Source organism: uncultured Pontibacter sp. (genome assembly GCF_947495565.1).
GTDB lineage: Bacteria > Bacteroidota > Bacteroidia > Cytophagales > Hymenobacteraceae > Pontibacter.
In genome coordinates, this window is record NZ_CANLZM010000016.1 from 43,632 (window position 1) to 67,338 (window position 23,707).

Genomic DNA, 23,707 nt, shown 5'->3' on the forward strand with positions numbered 1-23,707 from the left:
CCACCACTCCACACTTAAAGAGGCAAAGGAGCTAGATGAAGCCATGGTGATAAAGACACAGACGGAGCCTGACACGTTGAAAGGCAGCCTGAAAGCGGCGGCTCACGGCAAAATAGGGCCTGCGCATCTAACTATAGTTTACCATTCCCCTGCTGTGCGGGGCAGGGTGATTTGGGGTGGACTGGTCGCCCATAAGCAGGTGTGGGTAACAGATGCGCACTCTGCTACCAGCCTGCAAACGGACCATCCGATCACAGTAGGAGGAGAGCAGCTATCAGCTGGAAAGTACGCTTTGTACTATCCCCGGAGAGCAGGAGTGGACGGTGATCATCAACAAAAACTGGAAACAGCACCTTGCTGACGACTATTCTGAGACGGAAGATGTGGTGCACATCCAGATTATACCTGAAGCTGCCGAGCAGCACCTGGAGCGGCTTTGTTATGATATTATGTCACAAAACAAAGATACTGGCGCTATTGTGATGACTTGGGAGAGTTTAAAATTGGCACTACCGGTGAGCCTTTAATGCAGGTTTACTTGTTGCATAGAGTGTATATGGCTTGCCGCACATAACCCTGCTCTTGCGAGAGGAGTAAAGTAACTACAAATCTGAACATCGTACTCATAAATGAGTAGGGTGAATTAACAGTCTAAGTGTTATTGCTATGGAAATTATTAAGTTTAAAACAAACGTAGAGGATCAGGAAGCCTTGTCAAAAGTAGCTCCTTACCTGAACCAGGTAGAAGAGATAAGTAAGTGGAACCTTGACACAGGAAGTGCAGATAAGGTTCTGAGCGTGTCGGGCACAGAGCTAAACCCACAGGCAATCGAGAACGCGATGAAACAAGCAGGGTACAAAGCCGAAATCCTCCGCGTGATGGGCATTGGGGGCAGAGACTTGTAGAGCAGTAAATCAACCCATCGTGTTGCAGTACAGCTTACTCACAGAAGAGGTCGGTACAAGGGCTGCTCATCAGACGTATGCGTTGGTAAAAGGAAAGTTAGCATTTCAGCTTATACCTTGACTGTTTTACCAATGGATGGTTTCTCATAGTTAAGTGTTAGCTCTCCATCGTGTTAAGTTATTGCGCTATTAGTATTGACAAACTTAGAATAGGAAGCCGTTCTTTTACAATGTTTAAAGACGCCAGAGGGGTGTTGTTGTTTGTAGACATAAGGGATTAATTTACTTGGCTCATTTTCAGGTCATTTGTTTATAGCTTAGGTAGTAAGTACCTGTAATCAGGAGGCAAGGGTACGAGGCTATATAGCAGCAATGCATAGCTAGTAAAAGTTTTTTAGAGAACACATGCAAAATCATACTTAATATAATTTATATTATAATATAAGCCGCACCTACGGCCTCCTATAGGGCAGGGCTGTTAAGTTCTAAGTTTTAACTCTACCATGGCGCGAGCGTCCTCGCACGTGACTGGCTATTTCTGGACCTCCGGGCCAGTTGAGCAAGAGACTCAACCTTCACCTTAAGTCACGAATTTGAAAATTCGCGCCAGAAAGTGGAGAACTTAACGGCCCTACTCCTATAGGGGGTATCAACCTTGGCACTTTTATAAGTAAAAAAATTTTTATGGCAGTTAGTCGGTAGTGCCTTTAGCTTAAAAAGAAGACATTATGGTAAGCAAAGATTATGATTACGGACGTAGATACTTAGATTTCATGAGAAGGGCGTATAGGTCAGTGGAGGAAAACTCTAGACTAGGTATAGACAGAATACCCATGATGGCGCTAGTCCAAAACGAGGAGGGTAAAGCAATTAAGAAACAGCCTATAGAAAAGCTAGTTGAGAAGCTGAAGGGAAACATAGGTAAGGCACTTGATAAAATGCTAAAATTCAAGGTTGATGAGCAGGAGCGGGCGAATCTAATTGATGCTAAGTCTAAGCTCCAGTATGCGAAAGGCTCCGAATCACTTGTACAAATTATCTCCATTGCGATGGACGCCACACATCGCCATAAAGAATCTTAAAGCGTCTCATCAAAAACTTGAAATTGAATTTTACACCTTTTGATTGAAGCACAATAGAATTGTAGAGCAAACAAGGAGAAGTGAAAAATATTTACCTCTCCTCCTTGTTTGTGTAACAGCCACTACTTGCTTTGGTATTCTCAAATTAACCCTTTTAGGCTAGCAGTTTTACGCAACCGTAGCTAAACTTGCTTAAGCTACGGTTGCAATAATCCTTGTTTTTGCTTCAAGCATTATTGTTAACCTCCATAAATCATTGGTTCATGTATGGCAGGGTCATATCTGAACGGCTGAGGCGGTTCCTTCTTTTTAAGTTGATCTTCCAGAAACACTCCCTGCTGATAATCTCCTGACTTATTAAACCAGTAGCAGAGTACCGAACCATCTGATTTGTAACCCTGAACTCGAAGTTCAACCTCTTGCTTGCCGCCGTACTTGATAACCTCTAAGGTTACCAAGTCATCTTTTGTAAACTTTTTCATACCACAAGTTCGCAAAAGGGGCTTTATCAAAAAAAGACACAAATAAATACCCAAAATAGCCCCGGAAACTAAGTAATGTCAGATACGTTCCGTTCCTAATATGTCATTTTACCAGCTGCGGAACTCTGTCATCATTAAACTCACTTTCCCCCTCTTCCATAAGCTTGCCCATAAAACCATTTAGGTCCTCTACTAATTTTTCGTCTGACACACCCTTCAAAGCTGAGAGTATACTGTGAGTCCTTCGAGCAGCCTTGGCTCCTAACTCTCCACTCAGTTTGATAATATCGCCTTCTACTTCCTGCAAGACCTCTTGGAGCAAACGTGTCCTAGCCCTCGTTTGGAGCATAAGTGTATCCTCATCAGTCAAAGTTTTGTAGGGTAGCAAATCTTCTATTCCTTTAATATTTCTCAGCGAGTCAACCCTTCCACTAAGGGTATAAGCCATCCATGGGTCAACAGGAGCCAGTGCCACTACAGAGGCTTGGAATACTTTTTCCAGTTCCTCTACACTTGAAGTCCCTTTTTCCGTAGCACTATTTAGCATTTTAATAAGGGCTAGTCTCAAACGAATAAACTCACCCCGATCATTAAGCACTTCCGGGAAATTAGTCTTAAGCACCTCTTTTGCTATTCTGTCTGCTCTTCCGGTGTCACTGCGACGCAAGGCATGGTAGACATCCAACAAGCTGAATAATGCTAAATGATACTTTTGTCGCCTGTCGTACCTTAATTTAACCCAATCTGCAGATAGGGTAATAGCAGCTCCAAGCGCTACGCCTGCAAGGGTTATGATTCCATCAAATATATCCATTGTCAATTCTGCCCATTACCGGCAAATAGAGTAAAGCTCCGCCCCAAGATATAGAGTGAGCAACTGAAGGTTAGGCTTGCTTCTGCTATCAATAATACCTTTCCTACTTTACGCCGCTTCCTGCATTACCCTGTCGTTAATGAATATTTTCAAAGGCAAGTTCAGGTGTTTGTGAAGGCTGTGAATCTGCTGCAGAGTAAAGTACCTCTTCCTGTTTAATACTTCCGACACCCGTGACTTAGGACCAATAAACTGTTCTAGATCCTTTGGCCTCCATCCATTCTCTTCCATGATGTACTTCAGTGCATCAATAGGGTCTGGTAAATCTATAAAATGCTCCTCCCTTTCCTGCTCATATGCGTGCACCAGCGTAGTAAGCACGTCCAGCTCATCATCGAGATCGGAATAAGGCTCGGGGTTCAACATCAGCAGCTCGTCAATTCGCTTTAGCGCGTTTTGATAGTCATGCTCGGTTCTAATGGGGGTTACGGTCACAGTACTCATCGGTCGGGGGTAATAACGGTCTAAAATAGTCTAACAATGATTCTATACACTGAATGCATCCACCTTATCATACTCTGCGTGCGTGCCTACCCAGCGAATGTAGACAATTTGCCGGTGTACCTTCACAATAGTAATGATGCGGTACTTATTGCCTTTTATATCAAATACGACACGCCCATCTCCTATCACATCCACAGAGTTAGCAATCTTCTTCAAGTCATTCAGGTTTTCTATTTGCAGTTCCTTTATCCTGGAAATCCACAATTCAATTCCTGTCTTAGCATCCGCGTGCTTTTGGTAAAACTCCTTCAATCGTGATGGTGTGATGATTCTCATTGCCGGTAATTTGCCATAAAGTTACAAAATATGTAACGCAGTTACAAGATATTTGTTACATTTTTTGTAACCACATTAAAGTTTCGGTCTTAAGCATCAAGAACATAGAACTTAACAGGGAATCGGTTAACCTTCATCATGAATATCCTTCTATGAGCTTTGGTTATTTATGTTGAATTGTTTTATTTAAAGTTTGAAGAAGTGCATAAATCGACAGCAGATAAAAGTGCACTGTTTTTCATTCCCTGCCCCACTTTAGGAGCGCTTTTGGCTATAGAAGTTAACACCTTATCAATGCAGATCAGTAAAATAGAAGTAAAAAACTTCCGTCTCCTAAACGACATAACAATGTCTCTCGAGAAGGCCCCTACTGTGATTGTAGGAAGAAACAATTCAGGTAAAACATCACTCACGGAAATTTTTAGAAGACTGTTATCGGATAAAGCGCCATCGTTTTCATTGGAAGATTTCAGCATATCCTCTATAGCAGGATTCAGAAATGCTTTGGCTAAAAAGCTAGAGGGAGCCGAGGAAGCAGAGATAATGGCAGCAATACCAGCTATAGAGCTTTATGTCACTATTTCATATGAGGCCTCTTCAGGCGATTTTGGACCACTAAGCGAATTTATCATCGATTTGGACCCAGAGTGCACCGATGCGATTGTTCTAGTCAGGTACCGGTTAGGGAATGATAAAATTGATGCTCTCTTTGCTGGAATTCCGGATACTCCTGATGCTGAGTTTCCAACGGCGGTAAAACTGATCAGAGAAAGGATTCCTCAGCTGTTCAAGCTGGAGGTACTGGCAGTTGACCCCACTGATCCGAGTAACTGTACCACCGTAGAATTCTCCAAGTTTAAAAATTTGATAGGGGCTGGGTTCATAAACGCACAAAGAGGCTTGGATGACATCACACATACTGAAAAAGATGTGCTGGGGAAAGTGTTAAGCAAGTTGTTTAAAACTGCGAACACGGCTTCCGCTCCGCCTGATCTGCGCGTCAAATCCGACGCACTGGAAGCTGTCATCAAGGATCTTCAGGAGAAAGTCGATGAGGATTTCAGCAAGAGGCTCGACGAGCTTCTCCCTGCGCTGCAGATATTTGGCTACCCAGGATTGACTGATCCAAATCTAAGCACAGAAACGACCTTGAATGTCAGCAACATTCTTGAAAGCCACACCAGGATTAGATACGGAAAAGGTGGCGGGCTGTTTCTGCCTGAAAGCTACAACGGTCTTGGGTCCAGAAATTTAATATACATGCTGTTCCAGCTCTTTGACTTCTTCAGAGACTACCAAACGAAGCTTATCAAGCCAAGCGTTTATGTTATTTTTATCGAAGAACCGGAAGCTCACCTGCATCCTCAAATGCAACAGGTCTTCATCAAGCAGCTTAGTGAAATAGCCACGATATTCTCCGACACATTGAACAACGGTGAGCCGTGGCCTGTCCAGTTCGTGGTTACCACGCACTCGACCCATATAGCAAACGAAGCTAAGTTTGAGTCAATACGTTACTTCCTAACTTCCCAAAATGGAAAGACAAAGGTTAAGGATCTAAAGGCTGCGTTCGTTTCAAGTGACTCAGCGCCAGACAAGGAGTTTTTGCACAAGTACCTAACCCTGACTCGATGCGATCTCTTTTTTGCGGACAAGGCAATTCTAATTGAAGGCCCTACAGAACGACTCTTGATGCCCCGATTAGTGGAAAAGGTTCATGCAGAAGCGGCTGAAGAGCCAGGACTCTTGAGCCAGTATATCTCCGTGATAGAGGTAGGAGGCGCTTATGCGCACCACTTCTACAAATTCCTAGACTTTCTAGAGCTTCGGACCCTTGTTATTACTGATCTGGATGCTGTCATGAGGGAGCAATCCAAGACTGGGGGGCGCGTAGTTTATAAAGCAAGCAGGGTCTCTAGCGGCACGGGTACTTCCAATGCGTCAATCAAAAACTGGTTTCCCCCACAGGCAGCAGATCAAGATTACCTTAACACGGTAAAACAAAAGTCTGCCGCTGAAAAAATCAGTGGGTTCAGGCGAATAGCTTATCAAATTCCTGAAAAAGAAGCAACAGCTTGTGCCAGAAGCTTTGAAGATGCTTTTATACTGGCAAATCTGGCATTGTTTGGTTTAGCTGGCTTCCATGCCACAGAGCTTGAGGAGAAAGCTTATGAGAAGGCACAAGGCATTGAAAAGACGAATTTTGCCTTGGAGTATGCGCTGGACCAAACAACGTGGCAAGTCCCGCTTTACATAAAGGAGGGGCTGCTGTGGCTCTCTGAAAAGCCGACCTCCTCAGACCATGCACCAGTTAACATCACCGCATCAGCAATATGACCGGACAAGAAGCAGTGAGCCCCGCAGAGCAAGCGGCAACCCAAGCTTTAGGGAAAGTTTTCAAGGCCATAGATGAGGGGAAAAGCTTTCGGCTTGAAGCTGGCGCGGGAGCAGGGAAAACATATACTTTAGTCAAAGCTTTAAGGCATTTAATAGACACAAGAGGAGCTGCCTTCCACAATAAGAACCAGAGCATTGCATGCATCACATATACAAACGTAGCCAAGGAAGAAATCAAGGCTCGAACAGACAATCACCCTGTTGTTTTAGCTGAGACTATTCACGCTTTCAGTTGGAGCGTCATTAGAGATTTCCAGAAAGTCCTGCGCAGTCGTATTCCGGAATTAAGCGATAAGTGGCGGGCAAGGATTGATGAAGTCGGCGGAGTAGGTTGCAGAACCGTCACTTACACTCTCGGCTATCCTAAGGTCACAGACAGTGAGATATTCCTGCATCATGATGATGTGATTAAACTTATGGTTTATCTCTTGCATGATCATAAATTCAAGCTGATCCTGGCCAGCCGCTTTCCAATCATCCTAATTGATGAGTACCAGGATACTAACAAGTACCTTGCGGAAGCATTTAAAACCCAATTTATCGAAACTGGACAAGGACCATTGATCGGTTTGTTTGGAGATCACTGGCAGAAGATCTACGGATCGGCATCTTGTGGATTGGTGTCCTCCTCTGTAGGCGCTTTAGAGGTGATAGGCAAAAACGCTAATTTTCGCTCTGACCGCTTAATCGTTGAATCTCTTAATAAAATTAGGCCGGACCTGGTTCAGCACGTAAGCGACCCTAATTCAGAAGGCGAGGTACAAGTTTTCCATTCAAACAGCTGGGCAGGCTCAAGGCAAACAGGTGCTCATTGGGCCGGAGACCTTCCACCAGCTGATGCACACCAGTTTCTGGAGTCCTTAAAAGCACACCTTAGTGAAAATGGGTGGCATTTTTCCCAAGGCAAAACTAAAATACTCATGCTTACAAACAACGTGTTGGCGGCAGAGCAAGGCTACAGCCAACTGGCTTCGGTATTTGGCGATCCAGATGACTATCTAAAGAAAGGTAATGACTACATAGCATTCTTAGTGGACACGGTGGAGCTTGGTTGCAGTTATTTTGAGCGAGGAGAGTTTGGTGAAATGTTCAGAGCCTTCAACTTAACTCCTAGGATCAGGAACCATGCGGAGAAGGCTGACTGGAACCGTGATCTGCGAAGTCTCCTGGCCTTAAAGGAAACTGGTACGATTGGAGATGTGATAGACCTCTTGAAAAACACACAGAAGCCTAGGCTTCCTGCAAAGCTGGAGCAAAAGGAAAGGAAGCTCAGCCAAATAATAGACACTCCTGTGGAAGATCGTTCGGAAGATGATATAAAACTCCTTGAGCGTACGGAGACACTTAAAGCAGTACCATACAGGGAGCTTAATGCACTGTCCAAATACATTGATGACAAGACTATTTTCTCAACTAAGCACGGTGTGAAGGGCGCTGAGTTTGAGAATGTAGTGATAGTGTGTGGGAGGGGCTGGAATCAGTATAACTGGAATCAGATGCTGGAGTGGGAGAATTCCGGAATCCCTGCAGGAAAGGAGGAAACGTTTGAGAGGAGCAGAAACCTATTCTATGTTGCTTGCTCACGCCCTAAAAAAAGATTAACCATCCTCTTTACGCAAGAGCTTTCTAACGACGCCCTTACTTCTTTATCCAAATGGTTTGGAAGTGAAAATGTACATGCCCTTCATGTATAAAGAATGTATGTTCTTTACTTCTATTTTACATAAGATTAATTATAAGCCAATAAATATATAGTAATTTTGTGATAATCTGACGAAGGTAAAGCACTGCGTAAGGTCTGCTGGCAAGCACAAAACCTGTCAAAATCAGAACTAGAGTCTCGGCTACTCATCTCACGAAACAAATCCAGGATTTAATTCGTGAGACAGCAAAATGAGAATTTAAATCGTTGTATGCTTCATTTTTTTGCAGCTTTCGGTTTTTAGCATCCACAAACTCATTTTACCGCCGTATTTTGAAACGCAATGTTCGAGTGTCTTGTCCTTGACTCGTCCTGAAAAAAGTTGACAGTTAACATTGTAAATCCTACACCAGGTTGACAGCTAGTGCTTAATCCTGCCAACCCTTTACACCCTTATACCTCCACCACAGGCAAGGAGTTCTGGCAGCGACATTTCTTCTTGCCATGCCCCTCAGAAGTTGCACTTTATTGCAGGGGCACCTCCTTTCCCTTCTTGGTGGCATAATAGTTTTTCCAGTGTCTCTTCAGCTCGCCGGTTCTTCCGTGCGCCTCCCCTGGCGTGAGCATGTCCACGCTCGAGTGCGGGCGCTGATGGTTGTAGACGCTCACTGCCGTGGCCACGGCTAGCCGGGCCGCCGCGAAGTCAGGATACAGCGTCTCCAGGAGCTCTTGCTTGAGCACCCCGTTCACCCGCTCGGCCAGCGCGTTCTCCAGCGGGTCGCCGCTCTGCGTCATGGAGATGGCAATGCGCCGCTCCTGCAGCAGCCTGACATACCCTTGGCTGCAGTACTGGATACCCCTGTCGGAGTGGTGAATCAGGTAGCCCTGCATGGGGCAGCTGGCAAGGGCCATCTCCAGAGCCCGGATGCAGCCGATGGCCGCAAGGTCCTGGCTTAGGTAAAAACCGACGATCTTGCGGCTGTAGGCGTCGGTCACAAGGCTCAGGTAGGCAAAGCCCTCCTCCAGGTGGATGTAGGTGATGTCGCTCACCCACAGCTGCCCGGCCGCCTTTGGCACAAAACCCACGGCCAGGTTCTCGTACTTGTGCAGCCAGTGCCCAGAGAAAGTGGTCTGGGGCCGGTAGCGCCTTCGCCTCCTGACCAGCAGATCGAGCCCCCGCAGCAGCTCGAAAAAGGCGTCCCGGCCTATTTCAATGCTATGGGCAGCCATAAAAGGGGACATCATCACCAGCAGCTTGCGCACCCCCAGCCGCTTCTGCGTGAGCCGGATTCGCAGCACCTCTTGCACCAGCAAGTCCTCTTGCAGCGCTTGCCGCTGCCGGGCTTTGAGATGCCGGTAGTACGCCTGTCTACTGTAACCAAACAAGCGGCAAAGCACTCCAACTGCTTGGAAGGGCGTTCTTTGCTCTACTCTCAGGATTGCTTGGTACCAGACTTTTTTAGGATGGGGGCTCCGAGCTCCTCCTCGGCTATGAGGATGGCCTCCTGAAGGGCCTGGTTGTAGAGCCTGGCTTTGCGCAGCTCCGATTGCAGGGTCTCGACATCGGTTGGTAGCCTGTCTGTAGGCAGTTCCCGCAGCAGTCTGGCCCTTCTGATTTTGTGTGGTTTTTTCATGCGCCCTTGGTACTCCTTAACCCAACGGTGGAGGCTACGGTAATCAACACCACATCTGTCGGCCACTTCCCGGTAGCTCTGCCCGGAGGTGAGATACTCAGCTACAATACGTTCTCTTAATGCTTTGTCCTTCATTTTCGTTGACTTTTTTGTCAACCTATATCAGGACTAGACAAGCAGCTGGAAAAGCGTCAGCAGCGGCTAAACGAGCGGCCAACAGGAGCCATCGGGTCATCGAATGAAAAGGCGCAGTTGCTTAGCAACAAGACGCACTACTCCCCGCACGACCCCGATGCTCGCATCTCCGTCAAACCCGGCAAAGCCAGGAAGCTCAACTACCATTGCAGCCTGGCTGTCGATACGGCCAAAGGCGTTATCTCCCATGTACAGGCAGACTTCGCCGATGGCCGTGACAGCCAGCACCTGCCTTCCCTGGTGATGCAGGTGCAAAGCAGGATGAAAGCCAACGGCTTGCTCCTGCAGGACCTGCTGGCCGATGCCGGCTACTCCAACGGTTCCAATTATTACATGTTAGAGCAGCAGGGCATTACAGGCTGGATCCCCGTGTTTGGGATGTACAAGCCGGAGATAGCCGGCTTTGCCTATGACAAGGAGAATGACCAATACATCTGTCCGATGGGTAAGCCGCTTCCTTTCAAGGGCTTCGACCGCACACCCGACGGCAGGCTGTTGAAAAACTATTGGGCAGCGCCCTGTGACTGCCGGCAGTGTCCCTCTAAACCTACTTGTGCCCCAAAGGGACGGTGCCGGAAGATTACCCGCACCGCCTATGACGAGCAGTACCAGCGGGCATACGCCCGGCAGCACAGCAGGCGCGGAATGCAGATGAGAAGGCTTCGACAGAGCACGGTGGAGCCGGTCTTCGGGAGCCTGGTGCAGCACTATGGCCTGCGAAGAATCAATGTGCTGGGTAAGTCAGGGGCGCACAAGGTTATGCTCCTGGCTGCGGTTGCCTTCAATCTCAAAAAGTACATGAAATTCAAGCCAAGCAAGGCAGTCAGCATGGCTATGGCGCTGGAAAGAGAATACATCCAGGCTTTTTCAGGCTGTTCTTTTATGCTCTCATCCAACTGAAACTAATAAGGCCAGAGCCGGAGCAGCTTTTTTGGGTGCAAAGAATCAGAGAAGGCAATAGGGAGAAGGAGTTGTGCAACAGCCACGGTCGTTTTATGATACATTGAATAAACCTATACCATTGCTAGGTTACCGTTGAATACAGACCTTCTTTAATAACGCTACTACGTGAGTAGAAAATATTGTCCGCTCTAGAGCTCACAAAGCATTAACCTTCCAAGTCCTCCAATTACTACTCTGCCTTGTATATCAAATAAAATCGGGCAATGGATGTATTTAAGCATTTACTTAAATAGTAAATTTATTCTACTTTTGTAGTATAAATTACCTGTACCAGAAAAACACCTTCAAATGGAGCAAGAGAAACAGTCACCTTGCATAAGGGTTTATGCCAATAAAAAACAGATAAGCTCCTTCAGAAGGAAAATAGAGGACTTAACGGACCCTATTCAATTTCTTTCTAGCGCCCTGAGCCTGGTTGGAAATGAGGCTCGCCTGAAAATACTTTTTCTTCTCAAAGAGGAAGGGGAACTGTGCCCATGCGACATAAGCGACATTCTTACCATGACTGTTCCCTCCATTTCGCAGCACCTGCGCAAGCTGAAGGAAGGTGGTCTTATCACAGCAAAGAAATCAGGTCAAACGATTTTCTATACGCTTACCCCTGAGGCCCAGAAGCTGCTCCAGCCCCACTTTGAATTGCTTACATACGCTACTATAAACACCACCACATGAAAAGCCAGAAAATACCTTCTACAAATAGGGGAGAAACGCCCGCTGCAAAAGTCTGGCTCGGGACAGGCCTTGTGTCTGCCGTTGCCGCCTCGCTTTGCTGTATTGCGCCTATGCTGGCCATCGTGGCGGGCACCAGCAGCATGGCCGCATCCCTTTCATGGCTGGAGCCGCTGCGCCCCTACCTCATAGGCTTAACGGCGCTGGCATTGGGCTTTGCCTGGTATCAGAGGCTGAAGCCTACCAGTAAGATTGCCTGTGATTGTGAAACCAACTCTAAACCCAACTTTATGCAAACCAAAACCTTTCTCTCCATTATAACTGTATTTGCCGCCGTGATGCTGGCTTTTCCTTCCTACGCCCATGTCTTCTATCCACAGACGCAAGGCCAGCAGACAACCGCTGACAAGGCAAACGTCCAGACGGTAGAAGTAAAGATTAAGGGCATGACTTGTGCTGGCTGCGAAGGGCACGTGAACAGCGAAGTGAACAAGCTGGCTGGTATCCTGAAGGTGAAGACTTCCTACGCCGACGGCAATACGCTGGTGCAGTTTGACAAGACCAAGACAGACGTGAAGCAGATTGAAAAAGCAGTGCTAGCCACAGGCTACGAAGTGACCGAAACGAAGAAGAAATAATGGCTACTACTATACTCCAGTCCACCATTACCTGTCCCAACTGCGGGCACCAGAAGGAAGAGCAAATGCCTACGGACGCTTGCCAGTACTTCTATGAGTGCGAATCATGCCAAATCGTTTTGAAGCCAAAGCAAGGTGATTGCTGCGTGTTCTGTAGCTACGGCAGCGTGCCATGCCCGCCCATCCAGGAAGACAAGAGCTGCTGCAGTTAGTCAAAGCTAGTTTGTGGTGTGTTCCCGTTATCATATTTTTCTCAACCACTTCCCATTACACCCAGATTCTGGGGGACATTATAGCATTCTACTCCCCCAGATAAACAGAAAGGAAGGTAAATAAGGCAAAGCCTCCTGATAGAAACAAGGCTGCCCACTTCGAGTCCGGACGGTCATGCGCCTCCGTAAGCATCTCCTCGATGGCAACCGTGAGCAGGATACCGGCCACAAAAGCCAGCAGGCTCAGTTTCACTACCTCAGAACTATCTTTTACCGCCCAGTACCCTACTGTTGCCCCCAAGAAGATGGGTATGGCAAACGAAGCCGAAAGAAGTAGCCGCTTCTTCCGACTCACTCCCTTTGATTTGAAGGTGGCGATGGTGGCAAATCCTTCCGGAATATCTGCCGGCACCTGCCCTATTGCCAGCAGAAGCCCAAGACTGGCGGCCACCGTTGATCCTGTGCCGATCATAATACCGTCGCTAAATAAGTCAATGGCCACGCCGATGTAGATGGCGATCGCTGCGCTCATCCCTTTTTTAGTCTCTCCGCCGAATCTGCCCTGAACATATTCAATGGACCTGTCGAGCAGCACAAAAAAGGCACTACCCCCAACAAAAGCCAGAATGGGAAAGTAAGGGGGATCTGCATCCAGTGCCTCCGGCATCAGCTCTATTCCGATCACCGCCAGAATAATGCCTGCCGCCAGGTGTAGAGCTAGGCTGAGCGTCTTTTCAGATACGTTAAACAACTCAGCCAGAATTCCCCCCAAGAAATTGCCTACTGCCGGCATGGCTGCATACATTAAAACCTGTAAAAAGTCACTCATACAAATTGAAACTGGTATGAACTGTCTAGTTGCTTTCCTTTATTTCATAGAGCTGCTGCCACTCTCCTTGTAGAGTTCGACAAACTCTTTTTCAGTCACCTGCATATTTGTAATCCAACTTGGCTACTGCTCTATAAAACTTCCCGTCCTCGAAGTAGTCATTCTTATCCAATTTTAATGCTTCATTATACTTTGCCCCTTCGTCTGATGATCTGCTAAACACCTGGAGCACCGCAAACAGCATGACCCCTACATAAACCAGCACGACAGCTCCCAAGGCAAATACCTGCCAGCGGTTGAAGCCGTGTTCTTTACCAGGACCTCCCCAGTGGATGAAGGCGGCATAGAGAATGCCCACAAGTCCAGCAAAGCTCAAAACCGTGACATACAGGGTCAGGTCTTCAACAGGTACAGTGACTAAGGCAAGGGGGAGAAAAGCGACTGTCAGCGTAACGGCATGGTCTCCGATTACACTGGTTACTGCAGAGGTGATCTGCCCTGTTCTGGCCACACTCCAGGTGGCGAATACCTCTGGCAAAGCGGCCATGGGAGCCGTAATGAACAAGCCACCCACAATCTTAGAGATACCCAGAGCAGAGACGATATTTTCAGTGGCCTTTACCGTGAAGAAAGCACCTAGCCCCAAAGCTGCAAGCCCAGCCACCGCTAAATAAATCTCTTTCTTTTTCCACTCCACCTTTTCTCCTTCGCCCTTACCACGCATAAGCGCTTGCGCCAGGTACACTATGTACACCCCTAGCATGATCCAGCCGTCTATCGGCTGCAGTCCCCGCCATTGTGCTGGTACTGTAAGGATAGCCACGATAGCTACAATTACAAGATAGGGAATAGCCTGCACTGTGACAGCGGTGGGGTCCACCTTCACCAAATGCTCCTTGACGTGCTGCTCATGGTTCTTGTCGGCATTCTCCTTCTTAAGGTGGCGGGTAGCAATGTAGGCAGTGATGACCATAAAGGGGATGGCAATTACGTTGGAACCAAACATAGCCCCCAGACCGATGTCAGCTACGCCTGTAATAGAGCTGGCCACATTGATGCCAATCTCGGGGCTGGCAGCTGCCAAGCCAACTAAAGCGCCACCCGCGGCCACTGAGAACCCCCACTGCTTTCTGAGCTTTTTCAGGGGCTTTGCAAGGTGCTCTGCTCCCCAATGCGCCGCCCAAACGGCTGCAATCAGCACAAGCGCCCAAAGCCAGGTACTCATACAGTACCTCCTTTCAGCTGGTATGTAAAGCAGGTAAGACTACTTCTAATAGTCATCATAACAGCGTTAAGTTACAGGTGCTGCTTTTTGTACGCCTGTTGTGGTCAAGGGTTCCTGAAACACCAGCAGTCCACCAGAAACAGACTCTATAGGCTCAACGATTAGGTCATATGCAGTTTAATCAAACGTAGTGCGTTGTATCCGCACTGCATTTAAGATAGCTAAAAAAGCTACCCCTACGTCGGCAAATACGGCTTCCCACATTGTCGCCAGCCCACCAGCACCTAAAATCAGCACGATTGCCTTCACCCCGAAAGCGAGCGCAATGTTTTGCCATACGATCTGCTTTGTCTTCTTGCCAATCTTGATCGCAGTTGCTATTCTGGCAGGATGATCTGTTTGAATAACCACGTCTGCCGTCTCAATGGCAGCATCCGAACCAAGGCCACCCATCGCCATCCCTACATCGGCTAGCGTGATCACAGGAGCATCGTTGATGCCATCGCCTACGAAGGCCACTGTTCTGCCTTCTGCTTTTAATTTTTCTACATGGGCTACCTTGTCCTGGGGCAGCAGCCCGCCATATGCTTCATCCAGATGTAACTCTTTGGCCACCTTCTGTACAATGGAGTCTTTATCCCCCGAGAGCATCACCAATTTCTTTACACCCAGCTCCCGCATTTTCTTAACAGCCAGAGGCGCATCTGCTTTCGTTTTGTCGGCAATGGTAATGTAACCCGCATAAACACCATCCACAGCTACCAATACAATGGTTTCTACAATCTCTTTTATACTCGGGTCATACCCGACCTCAAACTTATCCAGCAGTTTTCCATTCCCCACTAGCAGCTCTTTGTCATCTACAATACCCTTTAAGCCATGGCCTGAAATTTCCTCTACCTGGCTTACGGCATGTTGTCGATAGGCCTGCCCTGCCTCGGCAACAACAGCCTGGGCAATCGGATGGGTAGACTTGCTCTCCAATGCGGCCACAGCAGATAAAAACCATGCTTTATCGGGCAGTACCGACTCAATTTTCTGCACCTGGAAAACGCCTTCGGTGAGCGTTCCGGTTTTGTCCATTACCACGGTGTCTACCTGCGTCATTAGGTCTAGGAAATTAGAGCCTTTGAACAGCAAACCATTGCGCGAGGCAGCCCCAATGCCACCAAAATAGCCCAGCGGTATAGAAATCACAAGCGCACACGGACAAGATATGACCAGGAAGATCAGCGCCCGGTACAGCCACTGGTTAAAATCGTAGCTGTCGAAGACGAAATAGGGAATAAACGTTAGCCCCACCGCCAGGAAAAAAACGATCGGCGTGTATACTTTGGCAAACTTGGTAATAAATTGCTGGGTTTTGGCCTTGCGGCTACCCGCTTCTTCCACCAATTTCAGGATCTTTGACAAGGCGCTGTTCTCATAGGCAGAAGTGACCTTGAGTTCGATCACTTGGTCCAGGTTGATCATGCCTGCCAGCACTGTTTCGCCTTTAGCCTTAGTATCCGGTTTGGATTCCCCTGTCAGGGCCGCGGTATTAAAAGAAGCGCGTTCAGTCAGTAACTCGCCATCCAGCGCTACCTTTTCACCGGCTTTCACCTGCACGACCTCGCCTATTTGTACCTCTTTCGCTTTTCTGATAACCACGCCATTGGCAGTAACCACACCCACTTCATCCGGTCGGTTGTCAATAAGCGCTTTGATGGAGCGCCTGGAGCGTAGTACCGCTGCTTCCTGGAAATGCTCTCCAATCACGTAAAATAACATCACGGCTACTCCTTCGGCATACTCTCCAATATAGAAAGCACCAAGGGTGGCCATGGTCATTAGGAAAAACTCGTTAAAGAAACTCGACCGCAAGCTTTTGATGGCATGCCATACCACCCGCCAGCCAACAAGCACATAAGCAATACCATAACTTGCTAGACGTACATTTCCTGTAAACCAAGGGGTATCCAGATAGTCCAGTAGAATGCCGCCCAGTAGCAGGAGTAAACTTAATACCGTAGGCACATAAGAAGACTTGGCTTCTTCTTCGGCATGCGCATGGTCTACAGCCCCTTGCATCTTTGTTTTACCATCTGCTGAGCAGCACTCTGCGCCTACATTGGGGCCAGGAGCTTCAGCGGTCCGGGGAGAAGTAATCTCTAGTGGTTTAAAATCTTCTTCTATGTTTTTAGTTGTTTCAGCGTTCTTATCCATAGTTCTTGTATTTATAGTTAATGGGCAGCATCTATAATCTGCTGCAAATCTTCTGGGATTGGTAGAGGCTTTAGTGGTGGTACGTTTGCTCCACCTGTATTGCCGAGCGGAATCATCCCGGCCCAGGATTTAATGCCGCCTACTAGCAAGCGCGGTACTTGCCCAATGACTTCTCTTGAGTTTCTTGTTTTGAAACCAAACAGAAGCATCTGCCAATGCACAGCAGTATGTGCTAGTGGGTATGGTTGTCCCAGAATATGCGCTCGTTCCAAATGTTGCCATGCTTGCAGTACGTGTCCCTTGTCCCAACTAGTATAGTAAGCAGCTAGCTCTTGCTGGTAAGAAGGTCGGAGCTTAGCAGGCATGTTCCAGTTAAACTTCATAGTGGCGTCCTTTAAGTTTCTATTACAATATTACTGACTCTTTGCCTGCAACTGCATTGCAATGTTTAAGAGCAGCTGGCGCAGGTGCCTTTCATGATCAGGCTGATTTCTTCGGTCTTGAAGTTCTCGGGCAAGGCAATCTCCGGGATACGGGCCTTGGGCAGGCAATAGGTTTCATTACATAAGTTACAATGAAAATGCACGTGCAAGTCCTCAGGAGCACATTCACAACCCTCTTCGCAGCGTGCGTACTTTACCGAACCCGTTCCATCCACAATACTATGCACCAGTCCCTTTTCTTCGAAGGTTTTCAGGGTGCGGTACAACGTAATGCGGTCGGCGCGGTGAAAAGCTGCTTCCAGATCGTTTAGACTCACTGCAGCCTGTTGTTTAAAAAGGAAGTCCAGCACCAACAGGCGCATGGCAGTTGGTTTTATATTTTTTTGATGCAGTGCATTTTCTATTTTTTGAAGCATAGTTCTATTCATTCATCGTTTCCTTTATTTTCGCGGCATGTAAATGATGATGCAAGCGCCCAAAAGCGCAATCATAGCACCGATAACATCCCATCTGTCGGGTCTGTGGCCGTCCACTTTCCAGCCCCAAGCCAATGACATAATGATAAAGATCCCCCCATAGGTGGCATAGACCCTGGCAAAGCTAGCCGTTTGCCAGGTGGCTATTACCCCGTACAGCACGAGAACAATAGCTCCTAATGCCCCATACCATAGTGGTTTGTCTTCTTTCAGCCATTGCCACACCATATAGCCGCCACCGATTTCGCACAGGCCTGCTAAAAAGAAAATACCTAATGATTTTAAAATTTCCATTTCTGCTCTTCTGTTGAAGCTGCTCTGCAGCATGTGTGCTAGCTCTGCGCTAACTTTTCCTTTTTCGGCCTATCAATGATGGCCACCTTCTTCTTCGGCGTTTCGCATTTTAGCAAGCAGCGAGTGCGCTCCTTTCGTTACAAAGTTACTGGCTGCCGTATCGACTCCGGCTGGAAAGGCTATCTGTACAAAGCCACCTTCTTCCATACCGCGTTCTACAGGCACCATGCGGAACTGCTTCATCACAGCATCCCCTTCCTTTGCCTGACCAGTGTACAGAAAAACATAACTGCTGTTGTTTTCCTGCACAACTGCCGCCTCCGGTAAAGCCAGTACCTGCCGGTTATCCAGCGCTACCTGGGCCTGCACGTACATGCCGGGTACCAGGTCTTTGTCTTCTTCTTCCATGTGCGCATGCACCTGCACGGTCCGTTCCGGGCTGATCTCTTTACCGATCAGGTAGATCGTAGCCTGATGGTTCACAACTGTTTCACCCGGAAGCGAATAATGTACTTTCTGCCCCTTTTTTAAGGAGGCCAAATCCTTTTCGAACACTGTCAGCTCTACGTGCATGTGGTCGGTATCTGCAATGCGGAATAGCACGTCTGTGGGCGCTACGTATTTTCCCACATCCGCATTCACGAAAGTAATGTAGCCTTCCAACGGTGCTAAAAGGGGTAAAACACGTTTGATTTGACCACTTCGCAATGAACCGTTGGCAATACCGATAATCGCTAACCGTTCCTGCAGGGCCTGTACCCGCGTTTGTATGCTTTTATACTCTGCCACGGTCTGCTGGTAGGTCTTTGCCGCCGTAACCTGCTCCTCATGTAGTTCCTTTTGCCGTTTGTATTCCAGCTCCAGGTAATCCAGTCGGTTTCTGGCTTCCAGGTAGTCTTCTTGTAAGGTCACAAATTCCGGGTTTTCAATGGTAGCCAGCAACTCTCCTTTCTTCACGTAGCGACCTTCCATTACTTCTGTTTTCCGGATAAACCCGCCGAGCGGAGCAGTGACCGAAGCCATGTTCTGCGGTGGTAAATCCAGCTTTCCAGTCAGGGTCAGCATGTTGCTCAGGTTCCGCATTTCGGGTTTGCCCAATGCAATCCCTGCGACCTGATACTGCTCTGCGGTGAGTTCTGCCCTATCGGGACTTTCTTCTTCATGTGCTTCCGCCTCTTCCTGTGCCGGTTCAGTTGTATTGCCACAGGAAACAAGAGTTAGAAAGCAGGTAAGGTATGCGATATAGATGATCCTTTTCATGTCGGATGATTTCTCTTGTGATTATAGTTGATTTTCCAGGATGTAGTGTAACTCGATGACAGCTCTGTCATAAGCATAAAGCGTTTCCAAGTAATTGGTCCGGATGGCCAGTCCCCTGTTCAGGTTCAGGATGTAGTCCTGGTAACTGATCTCTCCGGCGCGGTAAGCTTTCGTGGCCTGGGTGATGATAAGCTGTGCCTGTGGCAAGGCAGTCTTTTCATAGTAAGTTAGGCTACTTTGTAGTTTTAGAGCCTGCTGTAAGGCTACTTCGACATCCGCCCGCAACTCGTTGCGCGTTTGCTGCAGGTTCAGCTCCGCCACATCCGCCTGTATTTTAGCAGCCTCAATGCGACGCTTCTGTGGTTTTACCCAGAGTGGGACAGCAACCCCAACAGAAACTTCCTGTGGCGCTTCGAAGGCTTCAGCACCGTTAGCATGATTGCCCCCTAAGGTACGATTCGTATACCCAAGCTGCAGGTCTGGTAACAACTTCGCGCGCTCAAGCTTGGTCTCCGCCTGCTGAACGGCTACTTGCTGTTGCGCCATGCGAAGCCTTGGGTTCTGTTCTAGTTGCGCTTCGGTTATGGTAGGCAAAGCAAGCCGGTTCAGCACCGTATCGGCTGTGGCTACAAGCGTATCGGTTACCAGCAAGGCCTGTAGCCTTTCCTGGAAGACAGCAACATCTGCTTCCGCCTGAAAAGCGTTATTGCGCACCTCAGACAGCTGTGCTTCCGCACTTACTTTCTCCAGCAGGTTCGTCTCACCGGTGCGTAGCCTGACCTGTGCGGCTTTAGAAAACTGTACATACAGGCTGTCCTGGTAGGTAAGTAAGCGTAGCCGTGACAGGGCATACACAAGGCCGTAATAGTTGAGCTTTACTTCGCGAATCACTTCACGCTGGCGTTGTGTAAGATTAACTCTGCTGACTTCAATCAGTTCATCGGCTAACTTGGCCTGCCTGCTATAGAGCGTCGGCAGTGACAGGGACTGCGAGACAGAAATCTCGTTGTCATAAGTACCTGTAGCCAGTTTTCCGGTTGAGAACCGTACTTGCGTTTTGTCCAGATTCCAGGAGGCTCCTTGCAAGGTTTGACTTCTTTTTACGTTTAGGCTGGCAGCACTTATAGCAGGGTTCTGCGCAAGCGCACGGTTCACTGCTTCCTGTAAGGTATACTGCTTCACAGGACCTTGTGCAAGGGCAGCCGGTGCCGAGCTTAACAGAAAACCAAAGCTTGCAAGGATCAGGAACAGGGAAACAGCAGCTGTAGAGAAATTCCCACCGCCTGATTTATTGTTTCTGCGTTTCAGGTAATAGTTCTCCAACAGGATGTAGAGTACAGGCAATACCACCAGGGTAAGCAACGTGCTTGTTACCAGCCCCCCAATCACCACCGTAGCCAATGGTTTCTGTACTTCCGCTCCCGCCGTACTGGAAAGCGCCATCGGCAAAAAGCCTAACGATGCCACGGTAGCTGTCATCAGTACCGGTCGCAACCGGATAGCTGTGCCGTTCAACACCGCCTCCCGCAGGCTTATACCTGGGTGCTCCTTGCGTTGCCTGTTAAACTCGGCAATCAGCACAATGCCGTTCAACACAGCTACACCAAACAAAGCAATAAACCCGACTCCGGCAGATATGCTAAAGGGCATACCGCGCAGCCACAAGGCGAATACTCCACCTATAGCAGATAAAGGAATAGCCGTAAATATCAAAAGAGAGTGTCGCACAGACCGAAAGGTCAGGTATAGCAGCAGGAAGATGAGTGCCAGGGCTGCCGGAACAGCGACCGAGAGCCGCTTGTTGGCTTGCTCCAGGTTTTCAAACTGGCCCCCGTAGGTAACAAAGTACCCTACGGGCAGCTGCACTGCGCGATCAATCTTATCCTGTACTTCCTCCACAACACTGGCTATATCGCGGCCCCGGACGTTAAAGCCTACAATAATCCGTCGTTGGGCATCTTCACGCTGGATCTGGTTTGGCCCTTGTTGGTATTGGATGTTAGCCACCTGGGTAAGTGGCACCTGCCCTCCGGTTGGAGTAGTGATGTATAGCTGCCGCACATCATCAATATCCTGCCGTTCGTCCTGGGTAAGGCGCACCACTATATCAAAGCGGCGATCCCCTTCATACACCATCCCGGCACTTTGCCCGGCAAATGCAGCATTTATCGTTTGATTGACTGTTTCCACGTCCAGCCCGAACTTGGCAATCTGGTCGCGGTTAATGTTGACGACGATCTGGGGAAGTCCCGATACCTGCTCTACATAGAGATCTTCGGCTCCTTCGACCGATGCTACTACGCGGCCTACTTCCTGCGACAAGCGGGTTAACTCGGCCATGTCTTCGCCAAAGATCTTGATGCCTACGTCCTGCCGCACCCCGGAAATAAGTTCGTTAGAACGCAGCTGAATCGGCTGGGAAACACCAAACGTAACACCCGGAATAGCCTCCAGGGCTTCGGTCATCTGACTGGCTAATTCTTCCCTGGTCTTTGCGCTGGTCCACTCTTCTTTGTCTTTGAGCAGGATGGTTACGTCAGCCGCCTCCATCGGCATGGGGTCAGTAGGAATTTCTGCAGCCCCAATCTTGCTGATGACTTCTTTTACCTCCGGAAACTGTTCTTTGAGTATGCGGGATGCCAGCGATACTTTTTCAATCGTCTCTGACAAAGAGCTACCGGTCAGCAACCTGGTTTCCAGTGCAAAGTCCCCTTCTTCCAACGTAGGGATAAACTCGCTACCCATGCGCGAGAAGATAACCAGAGCCAATGCAAATAAGCCCACCGCCAGGAGTAATACCAGCGCCTTGAACTTAAGTGCACCTTGAATAACCGGATGATACATCCGTTGGAAAAAGTCCATCATGCGGTCTGAAATGTTGCGCTTGTGGGCCGTGTTCTTGCTGAGCACCAAGGCAGACATCATCGGCACATAGGTAAGCGAAAGGATAAATGCTCCAAGGATAGCAAACGATACGGTCAGCGCCATCGGGCGGAACATCTTGCCTTCGATACCCACCAGCACCAGGATGGGCAAATACACGATCAGGATGATGATTTCACCGAAGGCAGCGGATGTGCGGATCTTACGGGCTGATTCGTATACTTCCTCATCCATCTGGGCCTGGTTTAGCTTCTGCCCACCTCTTAAACCCAGATGGTGCATCGTGGCTTCCACGATGATCACGGCACCATCTACAATGATACCAAAGTCAATGGCTCCCAGGCTCATCAGGTTGCCCGTTACACCAAACAAGTTCATCATGATGATAGCAAACAGCATGGAAAGCGGAATCACGGAAGCTACCACGAGTCCTGCTCGGAAGTTACCCAGGAACAGCACCAGCACAAAGATCACGATCAGCGCCCCTTCAATCAGGTTACGCTCTACCGTGCTAATCGCCCGGCCAATCAGCTCGCTGCGGTCCAGGAAAGCTTCTACCGCTACCCCCTCCGGCAGTGACTTGGTAATCTGGGACATGCGCTCTTTCACGCGCTCCACTACCTGGTTGGTATTCTCACCTTTGAGTAGCATGACTATACCGCCGACAGCTTCGCCTTTTGCGTCGGTTAAGGCCCCGTACCGGTTGGCCGTCCCGAACTGCACCTGCGCAATATCAGATATAAGCACCGGTGTGCCATCCGAGGTGTTTTGAACTACTACTTTCCCTATTTCATCCAGGCTTTCGATCAGGCCTTCGCTGCGAACAAAGTACGCATTTGGTTTCTTGTCAATATAGGCTCCCCCAGTATTACCGTTGTTGCGTTCGAGTGCTTCCAGCACATCCGAAATGCTCAGGTTGTGCGCCTTCAGCCGGTCAGGGTCTACTGCAATTTCATATTGCTTTAGATAGCCACCAAAGCTGTTTACCTCCGCCACACCAGGCGTGCCGAGCAGCTGCCGCCGCACGATCCAATCCTGAATCGTGCGCAATTCGACGGGGCTATACTTTTTTTCGTATCCTGGCTTGGCATGCACCACATATTGGTAAATCTCTCCAAGGCCGGTAGAAATAGGAGACATTTCGGGACTGCCCACTCCAGGGGGAATGTTTTCGGCAGCTTCTACTAACCGCTCTGCCACCTGCTGCCTGGCCCAATATACATCTACCCGCTCTTTAAACACGATGGTCACCACAGAGAGTCCAAAGCGGGAAATGGATCGAACTTCTTCGATGTCGGGGATAGTAGACATCGTTTGCTCTACCGGGAAGCTGATAAGCCGTTCTACTTCCTGGGCTGCCAGCGAAGGGCTGGTCGTAATAACCTGAACCTGGTTATTGGTGATGTCGGGTACGGCATCGATGGGCAGCTGCGTTAGGGAATAGCTGCCCCATACAACAAGCACCAGCGTGAAAAGGCCGATGATAAGCTTGTTGTAGATAGAAAAATGAATGATTCTGTCTAGCACTTGTGTGTTGATTTAACCTAAAATACCACATACACCAGGTGTATGCGCACGCCTTCCTGATCGCCTATACAGGCAACAAAGGGTGTTTTCT

Annotated in this window: 22 protein-coding genes and 1 pseudogene; 9 read left to right on the forward strand and 14 right to left on the reverse strand. The window is 48.5% G+C overall.

From position 1 onward, the window contains the following. Window positions 1–43 precede the first annotated feature (43 nt). From Q1B04_RS17620 to Q1B04_RS17630, 3 genes and pseudogenes are all read left to right on the forward strand, one after another. A pseudogene (locus tag Q1B04_RS17620) lies at window positions 44–527 on the forward strand (DUF2911 domain-containing protein). A 139-nt stretch (window positions 528–666) separates the two neighbouring features. Further along, window positions 667–906 carry a copper chaperone gene (locus Q1B04_RS17625; protein WP_299761330.1) on the forward strand — a complete coding sequence of 80 codons (240 nt, stop codon included), beginning with the start codon at window positions 667–669 and terminating at the stop codon, window positions 904–906. Window positions 907–1,679: 773 nt separating this feature from the next. Continuing rightward, entirely contained in the window at window positions 1,680–1,988 is a 309-nt protein-coding gene (locus tag Q1B04_RS17630; RefSeq protein ID WP_299761332.1) for a hypothetical protein, read from the forward strand. Between the two features lie 239 nt (window positions 1,989–2,227). Here the strand turns inward: Q1B04_RS17630 and Q1B04_RS17635 are convergent, their stop codons facing one another. The 4 genes from Q1B04_RS17635 to Q1B04_RS17650 form a co-directional block, all read right to left on the reverse strand. After that, window positions 2,228–2,470: a hypothetical protein gene (locus Q1B04_RS17635; RefSeq protein WP_299761335.1), complete on the reverse strand. Its 243-nt coding sequence runs from the start codon at window positions 2,468–2,470 to the stop codon at window positions 2,228–2,230. Window positions 2,471–2,573: 103 nt separating this feature from the next. After that, entirely contained in the window at window positions 2,574–3,284 is a 711-nt protein-coding gene (locus Q1B04_RS17640; RefSeq protein ID WP_299761338.1) for a hypothetical protein, read from the reverse strand. Window positions 3,285–3,392: 108 nt separating this feature from the next. Next, window positions 3,393–3,788, reverse strand: a complete 396-nt coding sequence (locus tag Q1B04_RS17645) for a transcriptional regulator (RefSeq protein ID WP_299761341.1) — start codon at window positions 3,786–3,788, stop codon at window positions 3,393–3,395. A 42-nt stretch (window positions 3,789–3,830) separates the two neighbouring features. After that, window positions 3,831–4,124 carry a type II toxin-antitoxin system HigB family toxin gene (locus Q1B04_RS17650; RefSeq protein WP_299761344.1) on the reverse strand — a complete coding sequence of 98 codons (294 nt, stop codon included), beginning with the start codon at window positions 4,122–4,124 and terminating at the stop codon, window positions 3,831–3,833. Window positions 4,125–4,283: 159 nt separating this feature from the next. Here Q1B04_RS17650 and Q1B04_RS17655 point away from each other — a divergent pair, with 159 nt between their 5' ends. Both Q1B04_RS17655 and Q1B04_RS17660 read left to right on the forward strand, forming a co-directional pair. Beyond that, window positions 4,284–6,461, forward strand: a complete 2,178-nt coding sequence (locus tag Q1B04_RS17655) for an AAA family ATPase (protein ID WP_299761346.1) — start codon at window positions 4,284–4,286, stop codon at window positions 6,459–6,461. Continuing rightward, the gene (locus tag Q1B04_RS17660; RefSeq protein WP_299761349.1) at window positions 6,458–8,215 is read left to right on the forward strand and encodes a UvrD-helicase domain-containing protein; all 1,758 of its coding nucleotides are present in this window, start codon (window positions 6,458–6,460) and stop codon (window positions 8,213–8,215) included. Before Q1B04_RS17655 ends, Q1B04_RS17660 begins: the two co-directional genes overlap by 4 nt. Before the next feature lie 473 nt (window positions 8,216–8,688). Here the strand turns inward: Q1B04_RS17660 and Q1B04_RS17665 are convergent, their stop codons facing one another. Next, window positions 8,689–9,711: an IS3 family transposase gene (locus Q1B04_RS17665; protein ID WP_366524731.1), complete on the reverse strand. Its 1,023-nt coding sequence runs from the start codon at window positions 9,709–9,711 to the stop codon at window positions 8,689–8,691. Continuing rightward, window positions 9,597–9,932, reverse strand: coding sequence for a transposase (locus Q1B04_RS17670; RefSeq protein WP_116544939.1), 336 nt, complete (start codon window positions 9,930–9,932; stop codon window positions 9,597–9,599). Before Q1B04_RS17670 ends, Q1B04_RS17665 begins: the two co-directional genes overlap by 115 nt. A gap of 117 nt (window positions 9,933–10,049) precedes the next feature. Here Q1B04_RS17670 and Q1B04_RS17675 point away from each other — a divergent pair, with 117 nt between their 5' ends. The 4 genes from Q1B04_RS17675 (at window position 10,050) to Q1B04_RS17690 (ending at window position 12,474) form a co-directional block, all read left to right on the forward strand. Continuing rightward, the gene (locus Q1B04_RS17675) at window positions 10,050–10,892 is read left to right on the forward strand and encodes a transposase (RefSeq protein WP_299761362.1); all 843 of its coding nucleotides are present in this window, start codon (window positions 10,050–10,052) and stop codon (window positions 10,890–10,892) included. A gap of 351 nt (window positions 10,893–11,243) precedes the next feature. Next, complete coding sequence (locus tag Q1B04_RS17680) at window positions 11,244–11,627, forward strand: metalloregulator ArsR/SmtB family transcription factor (protein ID WP_299761365.1); 384 nt, start codon at window positions 11,244–11,246, stop codon at window positions 11,625–11,627. After that, on the forward strand, window positions 11,624–12,262 hold the full coding sequence (merTP, locus tag Q1B04_RS17685) for a mercuric transport protein MerTP (protein WP_299761368.1): 639 nt from the start codon (window positions 11,624–11,626) through the stop codon (window positions 12,260–12,262). Before Q1B04_RS17680 ends, merTP begins: the two co-directional genes overlap by 4 nt. Continuing rightward, entirely contained in the window at window positions 12,262–12,474 is a 213-nt protein-coding gene (locus Q1B04_RS17690) for a GDCCVxC domain-containing (seleno)protein (RefSeq protein WP_299761371.1), read from the forward strand. The genes merTP and Q1B04_RS17690 overlap by 1 nt, the downstream gene beginning before the upstream one ends. An 88-nt stretch (window positions 12,475–12,562) precedes the next feature. Here the strand turns inward: Q1B04_RS17690 and Q1B04_RS17695 are convergent, their stop codons facing one another. The 8 genes from Q1B04_RS17695 to Q1B04_RS17730 form a co-directional block, all read right to left on the reverse strand. Next, window positions 12,563–13,303 carry a ZIP family metal transporter gene (locus Q1B04_RS17695; RefSeq protein ID WP_299761374.1) on the reverse strand — a complete coding sequence of 247 codons (741 nt, stop codon included), beginning with the start codon at window positions 13,301–13,303 and terminating at the stop codon, window positions 12,563–12,565. A 91-nt stretch (window positions 13,304–13,394) separates the two neighbouring features. Then, a complete protein-coding gene (locus Q1B04_RS17700) occupies window positions 13,395–14,528 on the reverse strand; it encodes a sodium:calcium exchanger (RefSeq protein WP_299761377.1) in 1,134 nt (377 codons plus the stop codon). 177 nt (window positions 14,529–14,705) lie between these two features. Continuing rightward, complete coding sequence (locus tag Q1B04_RS17705; RefSeq protein ID WP_299761380.1) at window positions 14,706–16,733, reverse strand: heavy metal translocating P-type ATPase; 2,028 nt, start codon at window positions 16,731–16,733, stop codon at window positions 14,706–14,708. Between the two features lie 17 nt (window positions 16,734–16,750). Further along, on the reverse strand, window positions 16,751–17,116 hold the full coding sequence (locus tag Q1B04_RS17710) for a DUF3703 domain-containing protein (protein ID WP_299761382.1): 366 nt from the start codon (window positions 17,114–17,116) through the stop codon (window positions 16,751–16,753). A gap of 65 nt (window positions 17,117–17,181) precedes the next feature. After that, window positions 17,182–17,592 carry a Fur family transcriptional regulator gene (locus Q1B04_RS17715; protein WP_299761385.1) on the reverse strand — a complete coding sequence of 137 codons (411 nt, stop codon included), beginning with the start codon at window positions 17,590–17,592 and terminating at the stop codon, window positions 17,182–17,184. 24 nt (window positions 17,593–17,616) lie between these two features. Next, a complete protein-coding gene (locus Q1B04_RS17720) occupies window positions 17,617–17,979 on the reverse strand; it encodes a YnfA family protein (protein WP_299761388.1) in 363 nt (120 codons plus the stop codon). A 39-nt stretch (window positions 17,980–18,018) separates the two neighbouring features. Then, window positions 18,019–19,206 (reverse strand): efflux RND transporter periplasmic adaptor subunit, encoded by a 1,188-nt coding sequence (locus tag Q1B04_RS17725; RefSeq protein WP_299761391.1) that lies wholly within the window; start codon window positions 19,204–19,206, stop codon window positions 18,019–18,021. A gap of 21 nt (window positions 19,207–19,227) precedes the next feature. After that, on the reverse strand, window positions 19,228–23,616 hold the full coding sequence (locus Q1B04_RS17730; protein ID WP_299761394.1) for a CusA/CzcA family heavy metal efflux RND transporter: 4,389 nt from the start codon (window positions 23,614–23,616) through the stop codon (window positions 19,228–19,230). Window positions 23,617–23,707 lie beyond the last annotated feature (91 nt).